The following is a 14,361-nucleotide window of genomic DNA, read 5'->3' as shown; positions in this document are numbered from 1 at the left end:
CGGCTCGGACCTGCCGCTGCCGATCGGCTCGTGGAACCTCGTCGTCGGCGCCGCGATGATCATCGCCGGCTTCAGCATGACGACGCGCTGGCGCTGAGCACCGCCACCCTCGTCGCACGCGAGAGGCGCCGCCCCAACGGGGTCGGCGCCTCTCGTGCGTCCGGGGCGTGCTGTCCACGGGGTCGTCCCGTCATCCCCAGCGGTGGACACACCTGTGGATAACTACACCCGTGTAGTTCTCGTCGCTCAGACCGGTCCTGCGGTGCTCAGGGGCCCTCGACGATGGCCCACTGCAGCGCGTGCGGGAGCGTCCAGATGGTCCGGACGTCCTCCGGCGCGGTGCCGTAGGCCCAGGTGGTGATCGCCACGAGCAGGACCAGGACGACGACGGGCAGCACCAGCGCGACGAGCCGGCGGCGCTCCTTGGGGGCGAACGCGTACGCCGCGGCGACGAGCGCCCCCACGACGAGCCCGCCCAGGTGCCCCTGCCAGGAGATCCCGGGCACCACGAAGCTGAACACCATGTTGATCGCGATGATCCCCAGGATGCTCTGCGCCGGATGTCCCGAGCGCCACATCACGACGAACGCGGCTCCGAACAGCCCGAAGATCGCCCCCGAGGCGCCGACCACGCCGCCGAACCAGCTCGACCACCCCAGCGCGGCAGACGCGAGCACCACGACGCTCCCGCCCAGCGCGCTGAGCAGGTAGAGCGTGACGTAGCGCGCCCGGCCGAGCTGCACCTCGAGGTACGGCCCGACCGCCCACAGCGCCACCATGTTGAGCAGGATGTGGAAGAACGAGCCCTCGGAGTGCAGGAACGCCGACGTGAGGAACCGGAACGGCTCCTCGTGCCCCCAGAAGGGGGAGTAGTACCAGCGCGCCGTGAAGTCCGGGACCGTCCGCTGAGCGATGAAGGCCACCACGCACAGCGCGATGATCGACAGCGTGACGACCGGTCGGCCGTCAGGGCGGACCACACCGCCGAACGTGGTCCGCGCCGTGCGCTGCGCGGCCGCGGCGTCCCGCACGCAGTCGACGCACTGGATGCCGACGGGTGCGGGCCGCTGGCAGTCCGGGCACACCGGGCGGCCGCACCGCTGGCAGCGGACGTACGAGACCCGGTCAGGGTGTCGCGGGCAGACGGGTGTCACGTCCGCGGGGGTGCCCTGCGGGACGGTGTTCTCGGTGATGGTCGGTCCTCGGGGTCGGGAGGGTCAGTCCTCGATGTCGATCGACTCGATGACGATGTCCGTGACGGGACGGTCGCCCGGGCGCGTCGGGGCGGTCCCGATCGCGTCGACCACCGCACGGCTCGCGTCGTCGGCGACCTTGCCGAAGATCGTGTGCTTGCCGTTGAGCCAGGTCGTGGCCGCCACCGAGATGAAGAACTGCGAGCCGTTGGTCCCGCCGACCTTGCCGGTCACCGGGTCGAGGCGCTTGCCGGCGTTGGCCATGGCGAGCAGGTAGGGCTCCGAGAACGTCAGCTCGGGGTGGATCTCGTCGTCGAAGTTGTAGCCGGGGCCGCCGCGGCCGTTCCCGAGCGGGTCGCCGCCCTGGATCATGAAGCCGTCGATGACACGGTGGAACACCGTGCCCGGGTAGAGCGGCTCGGTGCGCTTGGCACCGGTCGCGGGGTCGGTCCACTCCTGGGTGCCCTTCGCCAGACCGACGAAGTTGGCCACCGTCTTGGGGGCGTGGTTCGGGTAGAGCTCGATCCGGATGTCACCGGCCGTCGTGTGCAGGGTCGCGAACATGCCGTCAAGTCTTGCACGGCGCACTTGACGCAGGTCCGCTGCACGCGCGCCGGTCCGGTGGCAGAGTGTGAGGTCAGCGCCAGGAGCGCGAACGCGGAACCGTGGGGAGTGGACATGCCTTTCAAGAGCCGTCCGAACATCGACGTCGACACCGAGCAGCTCAAGAAGCAGGCCGGGCTGGCGGCGGATCAGGCGAAGGTGGCAGCCGGGTCGATCAAGGACGCGGGCAGCGCCGCGGCCTCCAAGGCCGCCGACGCCGCGGTGGTCGCCAAGGAGTGGACGGCGCCGCGCGTCGAGGCCTTCGTGGACTGGTTGCTGCCGCACGTCGACCATCTCTACAAGGAGAGCGTCAAGGCGGCTGCGCCGAAGGTCGAGCAGGCAGCGGAGCGGGTCTCCCCCGCGATCGACACCGCGCACGACAAGCTCGTCGACGACCTGCTGCCGCGCATCGTGCAGGCCGTCAACGAGGCCGCGGAGAAGGCCGGCGCGGCCGCGGAGAAGGCGGTCGACGCGGCGAGCGCGAAGGCCGCGAAGGGCGCGGCGGCGACCGCCGCCCTTGCCGCTGCGAAGGCCAAGGAGCAGGAGTCGCACAAGGGCGCCAAGATCTTCTGGACGCTGGCCGGCCTGATCGGGCTCGGGGCGGTCTTCGTCGCCTGGAAGCGGTCGCGTGACACGGTCGACCCGTGGGCCGAGCCGTGGGAGCCGACCGACGCGTTCGGCTCGTCGACCACGGCGACGCCACTGCGCGAGCGTGCGCACGACGCCGCGAGCGACCTGGCCGACTCGGCCGGCGACGCGGCCGACGCACTGGGCGAGGCGGCCGGCGCCGCCGTGGCCAAGGGCCGCGACGCCGCGTCGAAGGCGGCCGAGAGCCTGAGCGAGGCCAAGGAGGAGATCGGCGAGAAGCTCGCCGAGGCCAAGGAGGAGATCGGGGAGAAGCTCGGCGAGGCCAAGGAGACGGCTCGCAAGGCCACGCGTCGCGCGGCTCCGAAGCGCCCGACGACCGAGGACGACACCCCGACGGTCTGACCAGCGGCACCACGACGGCCCGGCACGCCTCCCCGGCCTGCCGGGCCTCGTCGCGTGCGCCCTCGTCGTGCCGGGGTGCTCGTGGGTGGAGAAAGGGGCGTGTGGCGTGACGTTCTCCACCCGCAGGGGCGCCAGGGGCCAAAGTGGGCGCCAGGACCTTCTCACCAGGGGGAACGGCGGCAGTGAATCGGTTAAGGCGTTGTGGTTCTCGGCGGCGTGACCTGACGATTCGCCTGGCGTGTCGCACCGGTGCGACCTCCTCCGGTCGCGGACGCCTGTCGTCCGCGCGTAGGGAAGAGGAACCATGCGTCATCGAGCCCAGTCCCCCCACTCGTCCGGCATGCGAAGGCGACGTGGCCGCACGCGCGTCGCCGCCGGCCTGAGCCTCGCCCTCGCGGCCACCGCGATCGTCGTCCCCCTGGCGACGTCCGCGAGCGCCGCGCCCGCGTACAACTACGCGGAAGCACTCCAGAAGTCGATGTTCTTCTACCAGGCGCAGGCCTCCGGTGACCTGCCCGCGGGATACCCCGTCTCGTGGCGCGGCGACTCCGGCCTGACGGACGGCTCGGACGTCGGCGTCGACCTCACCGGCGGCTGGTACGACGCGGGCGACCACGTGAAGTTCGGCTTCCCGATGGCCTTCACGACGACGATGCTCGCGTGGGGCGCGGTCGCGAGCCCCGACGGCTACACCAAGGCCGGCCAGCTCGACGAGCTCAAGGGCAACCTGCGCTGGGTCAACGACTACTTCGTCAAGGCGCACACCGCGCCCAACGAGCTGTACGTGCAGGTGGGCGACGGCGAGGCCGACCACAAGTGGTGGGGCCCGGCCGAGGTCATGGCCATGGCCCGCCCGGCGGCCAAGATCACCGCGTCCTGCCCGGGCTCGGACGTCGCGGGCGAGACCGCTGCGGCGATGGCCGCCTCGTCGATCGTCTTCAAGGGCGACGACCCGACGTACGCCGCGAAGCTCGTCAGCCACGCCAAGCAGCTGTACTCGTTCGCGGACACGTACCGCGGCGCGTACTCCGACTGCGTGACCGGCGCCTCGGCGTACTACAAGTCGTGGTCGGGCTACCAGGACGAGCTCGTGTGGGGCGCCTACTGGCTCTACAAGGCCACGGGTGACGCCACGTACCTCGCCAAGGCGGAGGCCGAGTACGACAAGCTCGGCACCGAGAACCAGTCGACGACGAAGTCCTACAAGTGGACCGTCGCGTGGGACAACAAGCAGTTCGCCACGTACGCGCTGCTCGCGATCGAGACGGGCAAGCAGAAGTACGTCGACGACGCGAACCGTTGGCTCGACTACTGGACCGTCGGCTACAACGGCCAGAAGATCACCTACTCCCCGGGCGGCCAGGCCGTGCTCGACTCGTGGGGCTCGCTGCGCTACGCCGCGAACACCTCGTTCGTCGCGCTCGTCTACTCGGACTGGGTCAAGGACGCGACGCTCAAGGCGAGGTACCACGACTTCGGGGTGCGGCAGATCAACTACGCGCTCGGTGACAACCCCCGCAAGTCCTCCTACGTCGTCGGCTTCGGCGCCAACCCGCCGACCAAGCCGCACCACCGCACCGCGCACGGCTCGTGGCTCGACTCGATCACGTCGCCCGCGCAGTCCCGGCACGTGCTGTACGGCGCGCTCGTCGGCGGCCCCGGCTCGGCCAACGACGCCTACACCGACGACCGGCAGGACTACGTCGCCAACGAGGTCGCGACCGACTACAACGCGGGCTTCTCGTCGGCGCTGGCGTACCTGGTCGATGAGTACGGCGGCACGCCGCTCGCGAGCTTCCCGACCGCCGAGCAGCCCGACGGCGACCAGTTCTTCGTCGAGGCGCAGCTCAACCAGCCTCCGGGCGGCACGTTCACCGAGATCAAGGCGATCGTCCGCAACCAGTCGGCCTTCCCGGCGCGCTCGCTGAAGAACGCCAAGGTCCGCTACTGGTTCCGCACCGACGGCTTCGCGGCCTCGGACGTCACCCTGAGCTCGAACTACAGCGAGTGCGGCGCGCAGTCCGGCAAGGGCGTGAGCGCGGGCGGCACGCTCGGCTACGTCGAGCTCAGCTGCGTGGGTCAGAACATCTACCCGGGCGGTCAGTCGCAGCACCGCCGCGAGCTGCAGTTCCGGCTCACGGGCCCGTCCGGGTGGGACGCGACCAACGACCCGTCGTTCGTCGGCCTGACCTCCACCGGCCTGGCCAAGGCGCCGGCCATCACGCTCTACGACGGCAGCACGCTGCTCTTCGGCACCGAGCCGACCGGCACCACGCCGGGCGACACCACGGCGCCGAGCGTCCCGGGCACGCCCGTCGCCTCGTCGATCACGACGAGCGGCGCGACCCTGACCTGGGCCGCGTCGACCGACGACACCGCGGTGGTCGCCTACGACGTCTACCGCGTCCAGGGCACGACGAGCACGCTCGTCGCCTCCCCGACGACGACGTCGACCACGCTCACCGGCCTCACCGCCGGCACGGCGTACACCTACAACGTGAAGGCGCGCGACGCTGCCGGCAACACCTCGGCCGCGTCGTCGTCGGTCACGTTCACCACGACCGCCGTCCCGACGGACACCACGGCACCGAGCGTGCCGGGCACGCCCGTCGCCTCGGCCGTCACGTCGACGAGCGCGACGCTCACCTGGACGGCGTCCACCGACGCCGGCTCGGGCGTCGCGGGCTACGACGTCTACCGGGTCCAGGGCACGACGAGCACGCTCGTCGCCTCGCCCACGACGAACAGCACGTCGTTCGTCGGACTCACGCCGGGGTCGTCGTACACGTACAACGTCAAGGCGCGGGACGTCGCCGGGAACGTCTCGGCGGCCTCCGCCTCGGTGACGTTCTCGACGGTCGAGATCCCGCCGGACACGACGGCCCCGACCGTGCCGGGCACCCCCGTGGCGTCGGGCATCACGAAGTCGGGCGCGACGCTCACCTGGGCGGCGTCGACCGACTCCGGCTCCGGGCTGGCGAAGTACGAGGTGCTGCGCGTCTCGGGGACCACGCTCACGCTCGTCGCCTCCCCGACGACGGCGTCGACGACCCTGACCGGGCTCACGGCGGACACCGCGTACTCCTACGTGGTGCGCGCGGTCGACCAGGCGGGCAACACGTCGGCGGCAAGCTCGGCGGTGTCGTTCCGCACGCTGGCCGACACCCCGACGGGCACCTGCTCGGTCGTCTACACGCCGAACAGCTGGAACACCGGGTTCACGGCGTCGCTGAAGATCACCAACACGGGCACCTCGGCGCTGACCTGGGCGCTCGCGTTCGACCTGACCGCGGGGCAGAAGCTGTCCAACGGATGGAGCGCCACGTGGGCCCAGACCGGCACCACGGTGACGGCCACGGGCCAGTCATGGAACCAGACGCTCGCACCGGGCGCGAGCGCGGAGATCGGGTTCCAGGGCACGCACAGCGGCTCCAACCCGTCGCCGACCGTGTTCACGATCAACGGGACGGCGTGCGCCTGACCTAGTCGCACACCAGGAGGGGGCCGGTGCACCGCACCGGCCCCCTCTCCCGTCCCAGGCGCCACCTCCACCCCGCCCCACCCCGCCCAACCGCGCCCCGCCGTCCCCCGCGCGCGCGACGCCCGCCGAGCTCGGCACTGACGCGCGAGATCGTGCGTCCGGACTGCCGAGCTCGAGCCGCGGTGCCGACCTCGCCGCCGCTGTGCCCGGCGGGCGGGACCAAATCGCCTTGCCTCCCGGCGGTGCGGCCGGGAGCCTCGTCCCATGTCGCCAGACCTGGTCGAGCAGTGGCCTCCCGCCGGCGTCCGCCTCCTGTGCGGCGACCTCGAGCTGCGGTTCGGGTCCGACGACCTGCTCGTCCAGCTCGCGGACCTCGCGGCCGAGGGCGTGCACGCCCCCGACTTCATGCCCTTCACGCAGCCGTGGACCCGCGGCACGCCCGACGACGTGCGCCGCTCGTTGCTGCAGTACCAGTGGGGCATGCGCGGCTCGTGGTCCGCCGCGAAGTGGTCGCTCGAGCTCGCGGTGCTCCGCGACGGCGAGGTCCTGGGTATCCAGGGCGTCTACGCCAAGGACTTCGCCGTGACGCGCGAGGCGGAGACCGGCTCGTGGCTCGGGCTGCGGCACCAGGGCCAGGGTGTGGGCACGCTCATGCGGCTGGCGATCCTGCACCTGCTGTTCGACGGCCTGGGCGCGCAGCGGGCTACCACGTCGGCGTTCGAGGACAACGGGCCGTCCAACGGCGTGACCCGCCGGCTCGGCTACCGCACCAACGGCGACGCGATGATCGCCCGCGAGGGCGCCGCCGCGCGGTCGCTGCGCTACGTCCTGGACCGCGAGGCATGGGAGTGCCGGGCCGACGACCTGCGCCCCGACATCGCGCTCGAGGGCGTACCGGCGTTGCGCGCGTTCGTCGGGCTCAGCGAGAACCACTAGTCACGAGCACCAGCCACGCTCCCGACGACTAGGTTGTGCGGCGTACTAGATAGTCGTACTGTCTAGCAGGTGAGTGACACGCAGTGGCCGGCCGAGTGGATGCGGGGCGTCCTCGAGGTGTGCGTGCTGCGCGTCGTCGGACGAGGGCCGACCTACGGCTACGCGATCGCCCAGGCGCTCGAGGACTCCGGCCTGGGGACGGTCAAGGGCGGCACCCTCTACCCGCTGCTCGCGCGGTTCGAGGCCGCGGAGTTCGTCGCGGTCGAGTGGCGCCCCGGCACCAGCGGACCGGGTCGCAAGTACTACACGCTCACCGCCGCCGGCCGCGCCGAGACCGCGCGCCGCAGCGGGGACTGGCTCGCCTTCAGCGACGCCGCACGCACGCTGCTGACCAGCACCGACGACGCCGGGGGAGACGAGTGACCATGACGAGGGACATGACGGGTCGACGGTTCGCGATCGAGCGGTCGCTCGCGCCGGACGTCGAGGCGGAGTGGGCCGAGGCCGTGCTGCTCGAGCTGCGGCTGCAGGGTGTCGCCGGCACGACCATCGCCGGCGTGCTGACGGAGGTCGAGGCGCACGTCGTCGACAGTGGTGAGGACGCCCGCACGGCGTTCGGCGACCCGGTCGAGTACGCGCGCTCGCTCGAGCTCCCGCAGAGCCCCGACCAGGAGGTCGACGGCGGACCTGCCGCGGTGGCCCGCTCCGCAGGACACGTCCTGGGCGCCATCCTCCTGCTCACGGGCGCTCTCGCCGTGGGGGAGGCGGATCCGGCCGAGGTCACGTGGGGCGTGCTGCTGTCCGTCCTCGCCGCGACGCTGCTCGTCGGGGCCTTCCTCCGCGGCAGTGATCGCGTGCTGCGCATGATCGTGACCACGCCGTGGCGGTCGGCGCGGTTCGTCGCCCTGGTGATCCTCGGGTCGGGTGCGGTGGCCCTCACGATGCTGCCCGCCGTCCTCGTCCGCGCGGTCGCGTTCCAGGTGCACGGTCTGGTCGCGCTGCTCGCCGGGGCCTTCCTGCTCGGCGCCACGACCGCGGTCTCGCTGTGGCGCGCGCGGCACGACGAGGACGACCGGATCGTCTCACCGTTCGACGAGCCGGCGCCCGCGAGCCGGCGCGCACGCTGGGCCGTCGAGCTCGGACCGGTCGTGGCCGTCGCGCTCGCCGCCGTGGCGATGTTCGCCCTCGGCCGCCTGTCCTGACGCGTCAGGACAGGAACAGCGCGCGCAGCCTCGTCGTCGTGAACGTGACGCCCACGGCGATCATCACCAGGAAGTACGCGACGTGGCCGAGCATCGCGACGCTCAACGCACCCGTCGTGAGCCCGCGCACCAGCTCGACGGCATGCCACAGCGGGAACGCCTTGATCAGCCACTGGATGGGCTCGGCGTAGACCGACAGCGGGTAGAACGTGGCGCTGAACAGGAACATCGGGAGCATGACGAAGTTGATCCAGTCCATCTGCTGGAACGTCTTCATGAAGCTCGTGATCGCCATGCCGACCGACGCGAACCCGAACGCCACGAGCAGAACCGCGGGGATGGCGAGCGCCGCGGTCCAGGCGAGGTTGAGGCCCAGCACCTGCATGACCGTCAGGAAGCCCACCGCGTACACGCCGCCGCGCAGCAGCGCGTAGACGATCTCGCCGAGCGCGACGTCGAGCGGGCCGATCGAGGTCGCCAGCATCGCGTCGTACAGCCGGCCGAAGCGCATCTTGAAGAACACGTTCCACGTGGAGTCGTAGATCGCGCCGTTCATCGCGGACACGGCGAGCAGCCCCGGTGCGATGAACGCGGCGTACGGGACCTCCTTGCCGGTCGACAGGGTCACGTCGCCGATGAACGACCCGAGGCCCCAGCCCATCGCGAGCAGGTAGAAGACGGGCTCGAAGAACCCGGACACGACGATCGCCCAGTTGCTCGATCGCGTGGCCTGCAACGACCGCGCGACGACCGCACGCGCGTTGCCCGCGTACAGGGCGCGGATCCCGGCGCTGGCCGGGGGAGTCACGACGGTGCTCATCCGCGCAGCCTCCCGACGAACACGCGGCGCGCCACGACCCAGCCCGCCGCCGCCATGACCGCGAGCACTGCGAGGTGCGCGGCGATCGGCCAGGCACCGGGACCGGGGCCGTAGGACAGGGTCCGGCCCACCTCGCTCGCGTGCCAGATCGGCGAGACCCAGCCGATCCACTGCAGCCAGCCGGGCAGGGTCGACAGCGGGTAGAACGTGCCGGAGAACAGGAACAGGGGCGTGAACACGAACCGCTGGACCATCGCGAACTGGCCCGTGTCCTCCTTGAGGCTCGCGGAGAACGCCAGGAGCGGCAGGCCGAACGCGAGGCCCGCGAGCAGGCCGACCGGGACGAGCAGCGCCCCGGCCGCGACGTGGCCCACCGCGTCGAACGCGACCATCAGCGCGTAGTACGCGGTCGAGACGAAGGCCATGCGCAGCGTCACCGCGAGCACCAGCCCGGTGCAGATCTGCTGCGGACTTGCGGGGGAGGCGTTCATCGCCCAGAAGATGCGGCGCCACCGGAAGCCGCCCATGACGGTGTAGGTGAACTCCTCGGTCGTCACCGAGACCGCGGCGGTCGCGAGCAGGGCCGGCGCGACGAACCACAGGTAGTCCACCGGCCCGTCGGGTCCGCTCGCGACGGGCACGTCGAGGAAGGCGGCGAGGCCGAGCCCGATGCCCAACAGGTAGATCAGCGGGCTGCCGATGCCGGTCATCACCACGGTCCAGCCGTAGGACCGCATCTGGCGCAGCTGGTGCTCGGCGATGTACCACCAGCCGAACCGGCGCGGGCGCACCGCACCGGCGTGCGCCGCCGCGACCATCGCGGGCGGGCTCGTCGTCGTCCCGGTCACGTCGGCGCTCATTCGATCAGGCTCCGCCCCGTGAGACGCAGGAACACGTCCTCGAGCGACGAGCGGCGCACGAGGCTCGTCGTCGGGTGCAGTCCCGCGTGCGCGACGCGCTCCAGGAGCCGCTCGCCGTCGTCGGTGTAGAGCAGCACGCGGTCGGGCAGCACCTCGATCCGGTCCGCCTGGCCCGCGAGCTGCTCCGCGGCCGACGCGTTGCGGTCCGAGCCGAACCGCAGCTCCACCACCTCACGCGTCGAGTACTGGCGGATCAGCGCCGACGGCGACCCCTCGGCCATGATCCGGCCCTTGTCGACGACGATCAGGCGGTCGCACAGCTGCTCCGCCTCGTCCATGTAGTGCGTGGTGAGCACCAGCGTGGTCCCGCGCTCCTTGAGCCGGAACAGCCGGTCCCACAGCACGTGCCGCGCCTGCGGGTCCAGGCCCGTCGTCGGCTCGTCGAGCATGAGGATGCGCGGCTCGTTGATCAGGGCGCGCGCGATCGTCAGGCGTCGCTTCATGCCGCCCGAGAGGTCGTCGACCTTGGACCTCGCCTTGTCCTCGAGCTGCGCGAAGCCCAGCAGCTCGTCGGCCCGCTGCGCGCACACCGCACGCGGGATGCCGAAGTAGCGGCCGTAGACGATCAGGTTCTCGCGCACGCGCAGCTCGGTGTCGAGGTTGTCCTCCTGCGGCACCACGCCCAGCTGCGAGCGGATCTCCGGGCCGTGCGAGTCCGGGTCCAGGCCCACGACCTGCAGGTCACCGGCCGTGCGCTGCGAGACCGCGCCGACCATGCGCATCGTCGTCGACTTGCCCGCGCCGTTGGGGCCCAGCAGCCCGAACGACTCGCCCGGCGGTACCTCGAAGTCGATCCCGTCGACGGCAGTGAAGTCGCCGAAGCGCTTCGTCAGTCCACGGGCGCTGATCACGGGCTGGCTCACAGCCGCCCACCGTAAACCGCCGCACCCACACGCGACGAACGCATACCCGGACGGGCGACGCCGCCGCGACCACGCACCGGGCAGGGATCACGAAACCTGCTGGTAGCCGAAGGGCCCTGCTCCCGTGACACGAGGGCCGGTAGCGTCCGTCCATGATCCTCGCCGACCTCCAGTCGCGCCTGCGCATCGCGCTGACGAACACGCTCGTCGAGGAGTGGACGCTGTTCACCCCGACGACCGGCACCAGCCGACCGAGCGAACGCACCATCGCGTTCCACCTCGGCTGGTACGTGCGGCAGACGATCGAGCGCACCTGGAACGTCGACAGCGAGTACGACCGCTCCGGGATGATGCTGGAGTCGTCGGTGAAGTTCGGTGCCGACGCCGCGCACGTGCCCAACCTGATCGTCCACCACCGCGGCCTGCTCGGGCCCGAGCACAACCTGCTGCTCGTGCACGTCAGCGCCGACTCCGCGACCGCCGACGAGCCCGGCCCGGGCATCGAGACCGCCCAGGCGCTGCAGCGGCGGTTCGGCTACCGGTACGCGATGCTCCTGGACCTGCGCCTGCACACCGAGGGCCGACGCGCGTCGGTCACGCCCTACTGGCAGTGGGGCACCCTCGAGCACGGCCCGGAGACCCCTGGACCGGTCCCGGTCTACACGCCACGCGTGCTGAGCGAGATCACCGAGCGCGCTCGCCGCGCAGGAGACTGACTAGCCCTCGAGCGGTTCCCAGCCGTGGTCCTCGCACACGGCCAGGAACGCCTCGGCGCCGGCGCCCCGCGCGGCCTCGGGGCTGCCGACGAGCTGCGCCAGCGGCTCGGCGAGCGGGGTGTCGCTGGCATCGGCGAGCGCCTCCTGCGCCGCCGCCACCGCCTGGTCGAAGCGATCGGCGTCCTGCCCGCCGTACGCCCAGACGCTGACCCGGTCGCAGGCCTCGGTCTCGGCACCCGACATCCCCGTCGCACAGGCGGCGAGCACGAGCACCGTCGCCGCGACCGCCACAGCACTCGAGTTCCGCATGACGCGAACGTAGCGCTGCTGAGCGGGTCAGACTCCGAGACGGCCGTCGGCAAGGGTGTAGTACGTGCCGCGCCGCTCGCCGTGCTTCTCAAGCCGACCGGACTCGACGAGCCGCGACAGCAGCCCGAGCACCTGGTTCCGCTCTAGCCCGGTCCTTCCTCGGACCTGCTCATTGGTCACCCGGCCCTTGCTCGCGAGCGTCAGGACGAGGGCTTCGAGCTCATCTCCGGCGAGCTGCAAGCCCGCCGGTGGGCCGAGCTCCTTTGCCAGCGTGTAGGAGGCACCACCGCGCTCACCGCTCTGCTGCAGGTAGCCAAGATTCCGCAGACGCTGGAGCGCGGCCCGGGCGTGCGTGCTGTCGACGCCGAGGAGCTCGCGGACGGACGTGTTGGTCAGAAGCTCACCGCGCGCCGCATGCAGCAGGAGCAGCTTGTCGTGCGCCTTGATCTCGCCACGCCGCTCGACTTCAGCGATCCAGGCACGTTCCTGGGGGGTCACCGTGCTGCCCAGCCTGAGGACGACCCCGACGTGGGCTCCATCCGCGTCGAACTCGGGCGGCTCGAGCAGCGCCGCTTCCATCGTGTCCTGCATGACGTCGACGCCGAGCCCCGCGTCTTCTGCGAGCCGGAACCGGCGCAACGCCTTGATGACATCGATGTTTCGCGCAGCGTTCTGCTGTCGGATGTTCTCGAGCGTGATCGGTTCGGGGAGCCCACCCGGGGACGTGATGACGACGCGATCCGGTCGCAGTTCGACTCGTACGGGCTGCCGCGCGTTCTCGTAGGTGCGGTGGGCCACCGCGTTCGCGACGGCCTCTCGCAGGACCGGTTCTGGGATCCTGGGCAGTTCGTGCCGGTGCAGACCGATCACGACGACGTCGGACCCCAGGTCGTCCATCAGTGCCTGCGTCGTCCGCTCGACCTGGTCGTTCACCGGGCCATCGATGTCGAACCTGCGGTCGTACACCTCTGTCTCGTCGCGGTACCGGAAGATCTCGACGTAGGCCTTACCCAGGATGTCGGCGGGCCGCGGTAGGAGGTACAGGACGCCGGCGACCGTGAGCATCGGCCCATCGGAGGTGCGCTCGACGAACCCCGTCTCAACGAGCCGATCCTCGATGCCGTCGGCCGACCACCCGTACGTGGATCGAAGCCGCTCCAGCAGCTCCGGATCCGCCATCGTCAGGGCGGCCTTGGTCGGGGTCGACTCGTACCTCGTCAACGACCGCGCCGTGACGAACCTCATGAGCTCGTCGCCGATCAGCGCCGTGTTCATGGCCCCGCGCCGCACCAGGATGCGGCCATCGCGCATCTGCGCGAACCCCTCGCGCCGACGATTGACCGCGAGGACCAGCACGCCGCGTTCGCCGACGAGTAGCTCGTGCAGCTCGTAGCGTCCGGGGTTGTGTACCTGAGCTACGGCGCGGTGAGTCTTCGCCTGCTGCTCGCCGTCTGTCGTGATCCCGACGGCGCGACCGCCGTTGTCGACTCCCAGCAGCACGACGCCACCGTCGGTGTTGGAGAAGGCTGTGACTGCCTCTGCCACCTTCTCCGGCGGCACGCCTTGCTTGAACTCGACGAGATCACTCTCTGCTGGGAACCGCTCAGAGAACTCGGACTGCGTCATGACCATCGGGACATCCCGCGGTCCACGTTCATGGAAGGGTGGATATGCCAAACTTCTCTTGCCCCCTAGGTCGCCAGAAGAAGTATGGCATAAGGCGTCTTCGTTGGGACCGACACCACGAGCCACGACGTGTCAGGCACGCGGTCCGACGTCGTCGAGCGCTGCAGGACGACGTCGCCCACCCACGTCGCGAGACGAGGCAGAGGGGGGAGAACGACGGCGAGACGTCCCTCAGGCAGCGTCCCCGCGCATCACGAAGGGCCGCTGACCTGCGTCAGCGGCCCTTCGCATGGTGGAGCCAAGGGGACTCGAACCCCTAACCCCCTGCTTGCAAAGCAGGTGCGCTACCAATTGCGCCATGGCCCCCGGCTCGGCCAGGGGCCGAGGGGTCGGTCACTCGAAGGTGTCGGTGACCTCGGACCACAGGTCCCGCTCATCGCGGTCCTGCGCGACCTTCTGGTACACGACGTAGCCGACGGCGGCCAGGGCCACCAGGAGCAGGAGCTTCTTCATGGGTCCCCCACAGGTCGGGAGTGGGCCTAACAGGACTTGAACCTGTGACCTCTTCCTTATCAGGGAAGCGCTCTAACCGTCTGAGCTATAGGCCCGTGCACGACTGCAGCCGCAGCGCGCCGGACGAGACTACCTCAGCGCGTGCCCGCCGCCCAAACCGGCGCAGCACGCGCTGCCGTCCCGCGTGGT

At 70.9% G+C, this 14,361-nt stretch carries 15 protein-coding genes and 2 tRNA genes; 7 read left to right on the top strand and 10 right to left on the bottom strand.

What is annotated here, in order from left to right; all coding sequences use genetic code 11:
* The first annotated feature begins 10 nt into the window (after positions 1–10).
* Complete coding sequence (locus CGE01nite_RS17565; protein WP_371857593.1) at positions 11–97, top strand: cell division protein CrgA; 87 nt, start codon at positions 11–13, stop codon at positions 95–97.
* A 169-nt stretch (positions 98–266) separates the two neighbouring features.
* Here the strand turns inward: CGE01nite_RS17565 and CGE01nite_RS14525 are convergent, their stop codons facing one another.
* Both CGE01nite_RS14525 and CGE01nite_RS14520 read right to left on the bottom strand, forming a co-directional pair.
* Positions 267–1,031 carry a rhomboid family intramembrane serine protease gene (locus CGE01nite_RS14525; RefSeq protein WP_307722647.1) on the bottom strand — a complete coding sequence of 255 codons (765 nt, stop codon included), beginning with the start codon at positions 1,029–1,031 and terminating at the stop codon, positions 267–269.
* A 186-nt stretch (positions 1,032–1,217) separates the two neighbouring features.
* Positions 1,218–1,757, bottom strand: coding sequence for a peptidylprolyl isomerase (locus CGE01nite_RS14520; protein WP_048344565.1), 540 nt, complete (start codon positions 1,755–1,757; stop codon positions 1,218–1,220).
* Between the two features lie 114 nt (positions 1,758–1,871).
* Here CGE01nite_RS14520 and CGE01nite_RS14515 point away from each other — a divergent pair, with 114 nt between their 5' ends.
* From CGE01nite_RS14515 to CGE01nite_RS14495, 5 genes are all read left to right on the top strand, one after another.
* Positions 1,872–2,786 carry a hypothetical protein gene (locus CGE01nite_RS14515; protein ID WP_048344580.1) on the top strand — a complete coding sequence of 305 codons (915 nt, stop codon included), beginning with the start codon at positions 1,872–1,874 and terminating at the stop codon, positions 2,784–2,786.
* 340 nt (positions 2,787–3,126) lie between these two features.
* The gene (locus CGE01nite_RS14510) at positions 3,127–6,267 is read left to right on the top strand and encodes a glycoside hydrolase family 9 protein (protein WP_141371503.1); all 3,141 of its coding nucleotides are present in this window, start codon (positions 3,127–3,129) and stop codon (positions 6,265–6,267) included.
* A 264-nt stretch (positions 6,268–6,531) separates the two neighbouring features.
* On the top strand, positions 6,532–7,203 hold the full coding sequence (locus CGE01nite_RS14505; protein WP_141371502.1) for a GNAT family N-acetyltransferase: 672 nt from the start codon (positions 6,532–6,534) through the stop codon (positions 7,201–7,203).
* 69 nt (positions 7,204–7,272) lie between these two features.
* A complete protein-coding gene (locus CGE01nite_RS14500) occupies positions 7,273–7,626 on the top strand; it encodes a PadR family transcriptional regulator (RefSeq protein ID WP_141371501.1) in 354 nt (117 codons plus the stop codon).
* Positions 7,627–7,628: 2 nt separating this feature from the next.
* Positions 7,629–8,405, top strand: a complete 777-nt coding sequence (locus CGE01nite_RS14495; protein WP_141371500.1) for a hypothetical protein — start codon at positions 7,629–7,631, stop codon at positions 8,403–8,405.
* 4 nt (positions 8,406–8,409) lie between these two features.
* Here CGE01nite_RS14495 and CGE01nite_RS14490 read toward each other — a convergent pair whose 3' ends face one another.
* From CGE01nite_RS14490 to CGE01nite_RS14480, 3 genes are read right to left on the bottom strand one after another with little or no spacing between them, the layout of a single operon-like run.
* On the bottom strand, positions 8,410–9,225 hold the full coding sequence (locus CGE01nite_RS14490; protein ID WP_048344561.1) for an ABC transporter permease: 816 nt from the start codon (positions 9,223–9,225) through the stop codon (positions 8,410–8,412).
* Entirely contained in the window at positions 9,222–10,085 is an 864-nt protein-coding gene (locus CGE01nite_RS14485) for an ABC transporter permease (RefSeq protein ID WP_141371499.1), read from the bottom strand. The genes CGE01nite_RS14490 and CGE01nite_RS14485 overlap by 4 nt, the downstream gene beginning before the upstream one ends.
* Complete coding sequence (locus CGE01nite_RS14480) at positions 10,082–11,008, bottom strand: ABC transporter ATP-binding protein (RefSeq protein WP_141371498.1); 927 nt, start codon at positions 11,006–11,008, stop codon at positions 10,082–10,084. Before CGE01nite_RS14480 ends, CGE01nite_RS14485 begins: the two co-directional genes overlap by 4 nt.
* A gap of 152 nt (positions 11,009–11,160) precedes the next feature.
* Between CGE01nite_RS14480 and CGE01nite_RS14475 the strand changes: the two genes are divergently transcribed.
* The gene (locus CGE01nite_RS14475; RefSeq protein ID WP_048344559.1) at positions 11,161–11,724 is read left to right on the top strand and encodes a hypothetical protein; all 564 of its coding nucleotides are present in this window, start codon (positions 11,161–11,163) and stop codon (positions 11,722–11,724) included.
* On the opposite strand, the gene CGE01nite_RS14470 is transcribed toward CGE01nite_RS14475, so the two are convergent.
* The 5 genes from CGE01nite_RS14470 to CGE01nite_RS14455 form a co-directional block, all read right to left on the bottom strand.
* Positions 11,725–12,033 (bottom strand): hypothetical protein, encoded by a 309-nt coding sequence (locus CGE01nite_RS14470; RefSeq protein WP_141371497.1) that lies wholly within the window; start codon positions 12,031–12,033, stop codon positions 11,725–11,727.
* A 27-nt stretch (positions 12,034–12,060) separates the two neighbouring features.
* Positions 12,061–13,665, bottom strand: a complete 1,605-nt coding sequence (locus CGE01nite_RS14465) for an ATP-binding protein (RefSeq protein ID WP_141371496.1) — start codon at positions 13,663–13,665, stop codon at positions 12,061–12,063.
* 284 nt (positions 13,666–13,949) lie between these two features.
* A tRNA-Ala gene (locus CGE01nite_RS14460) sits at positions 13,950–14,025 on the bottom strand.
* Between the two features lie 27 nt (positions 14,026–14,052).
* On the bottom strand, positions 14,053–14,172 hold the full coding sequence (locus CGE01nite_RS17180; protein ID WP_214347075.1) for a DLW-39 family protein: 120 nt from the start codon (positions 14,170–14,172) through the stop codon (positions 14,053–14,055).
* Between the two features lie 21 nt (positions 14,173–14,193).
* A tRNA-Ile gene (locus tag CGE01nite_RS14455) sits at positions 14,194–14,267 on the bottom strand.
* Positions 14,268–14,361: the final 94 nt, after the last annotated feature.

The sequence above is a fragment of the Cellulomonas gelida genome, assembly GCF_006538725.1.
GTDB classification, from domain to species: domain Bacteria; phylum Actinomycetota; class Actinomycetes; order Actinomycetales; family Cellulomonadaceae; genus Cellulomonas; species Cellulomonas gelida.
This window is presented reverse-complemented; position numbering and strand designations above follow the sequence as displayed.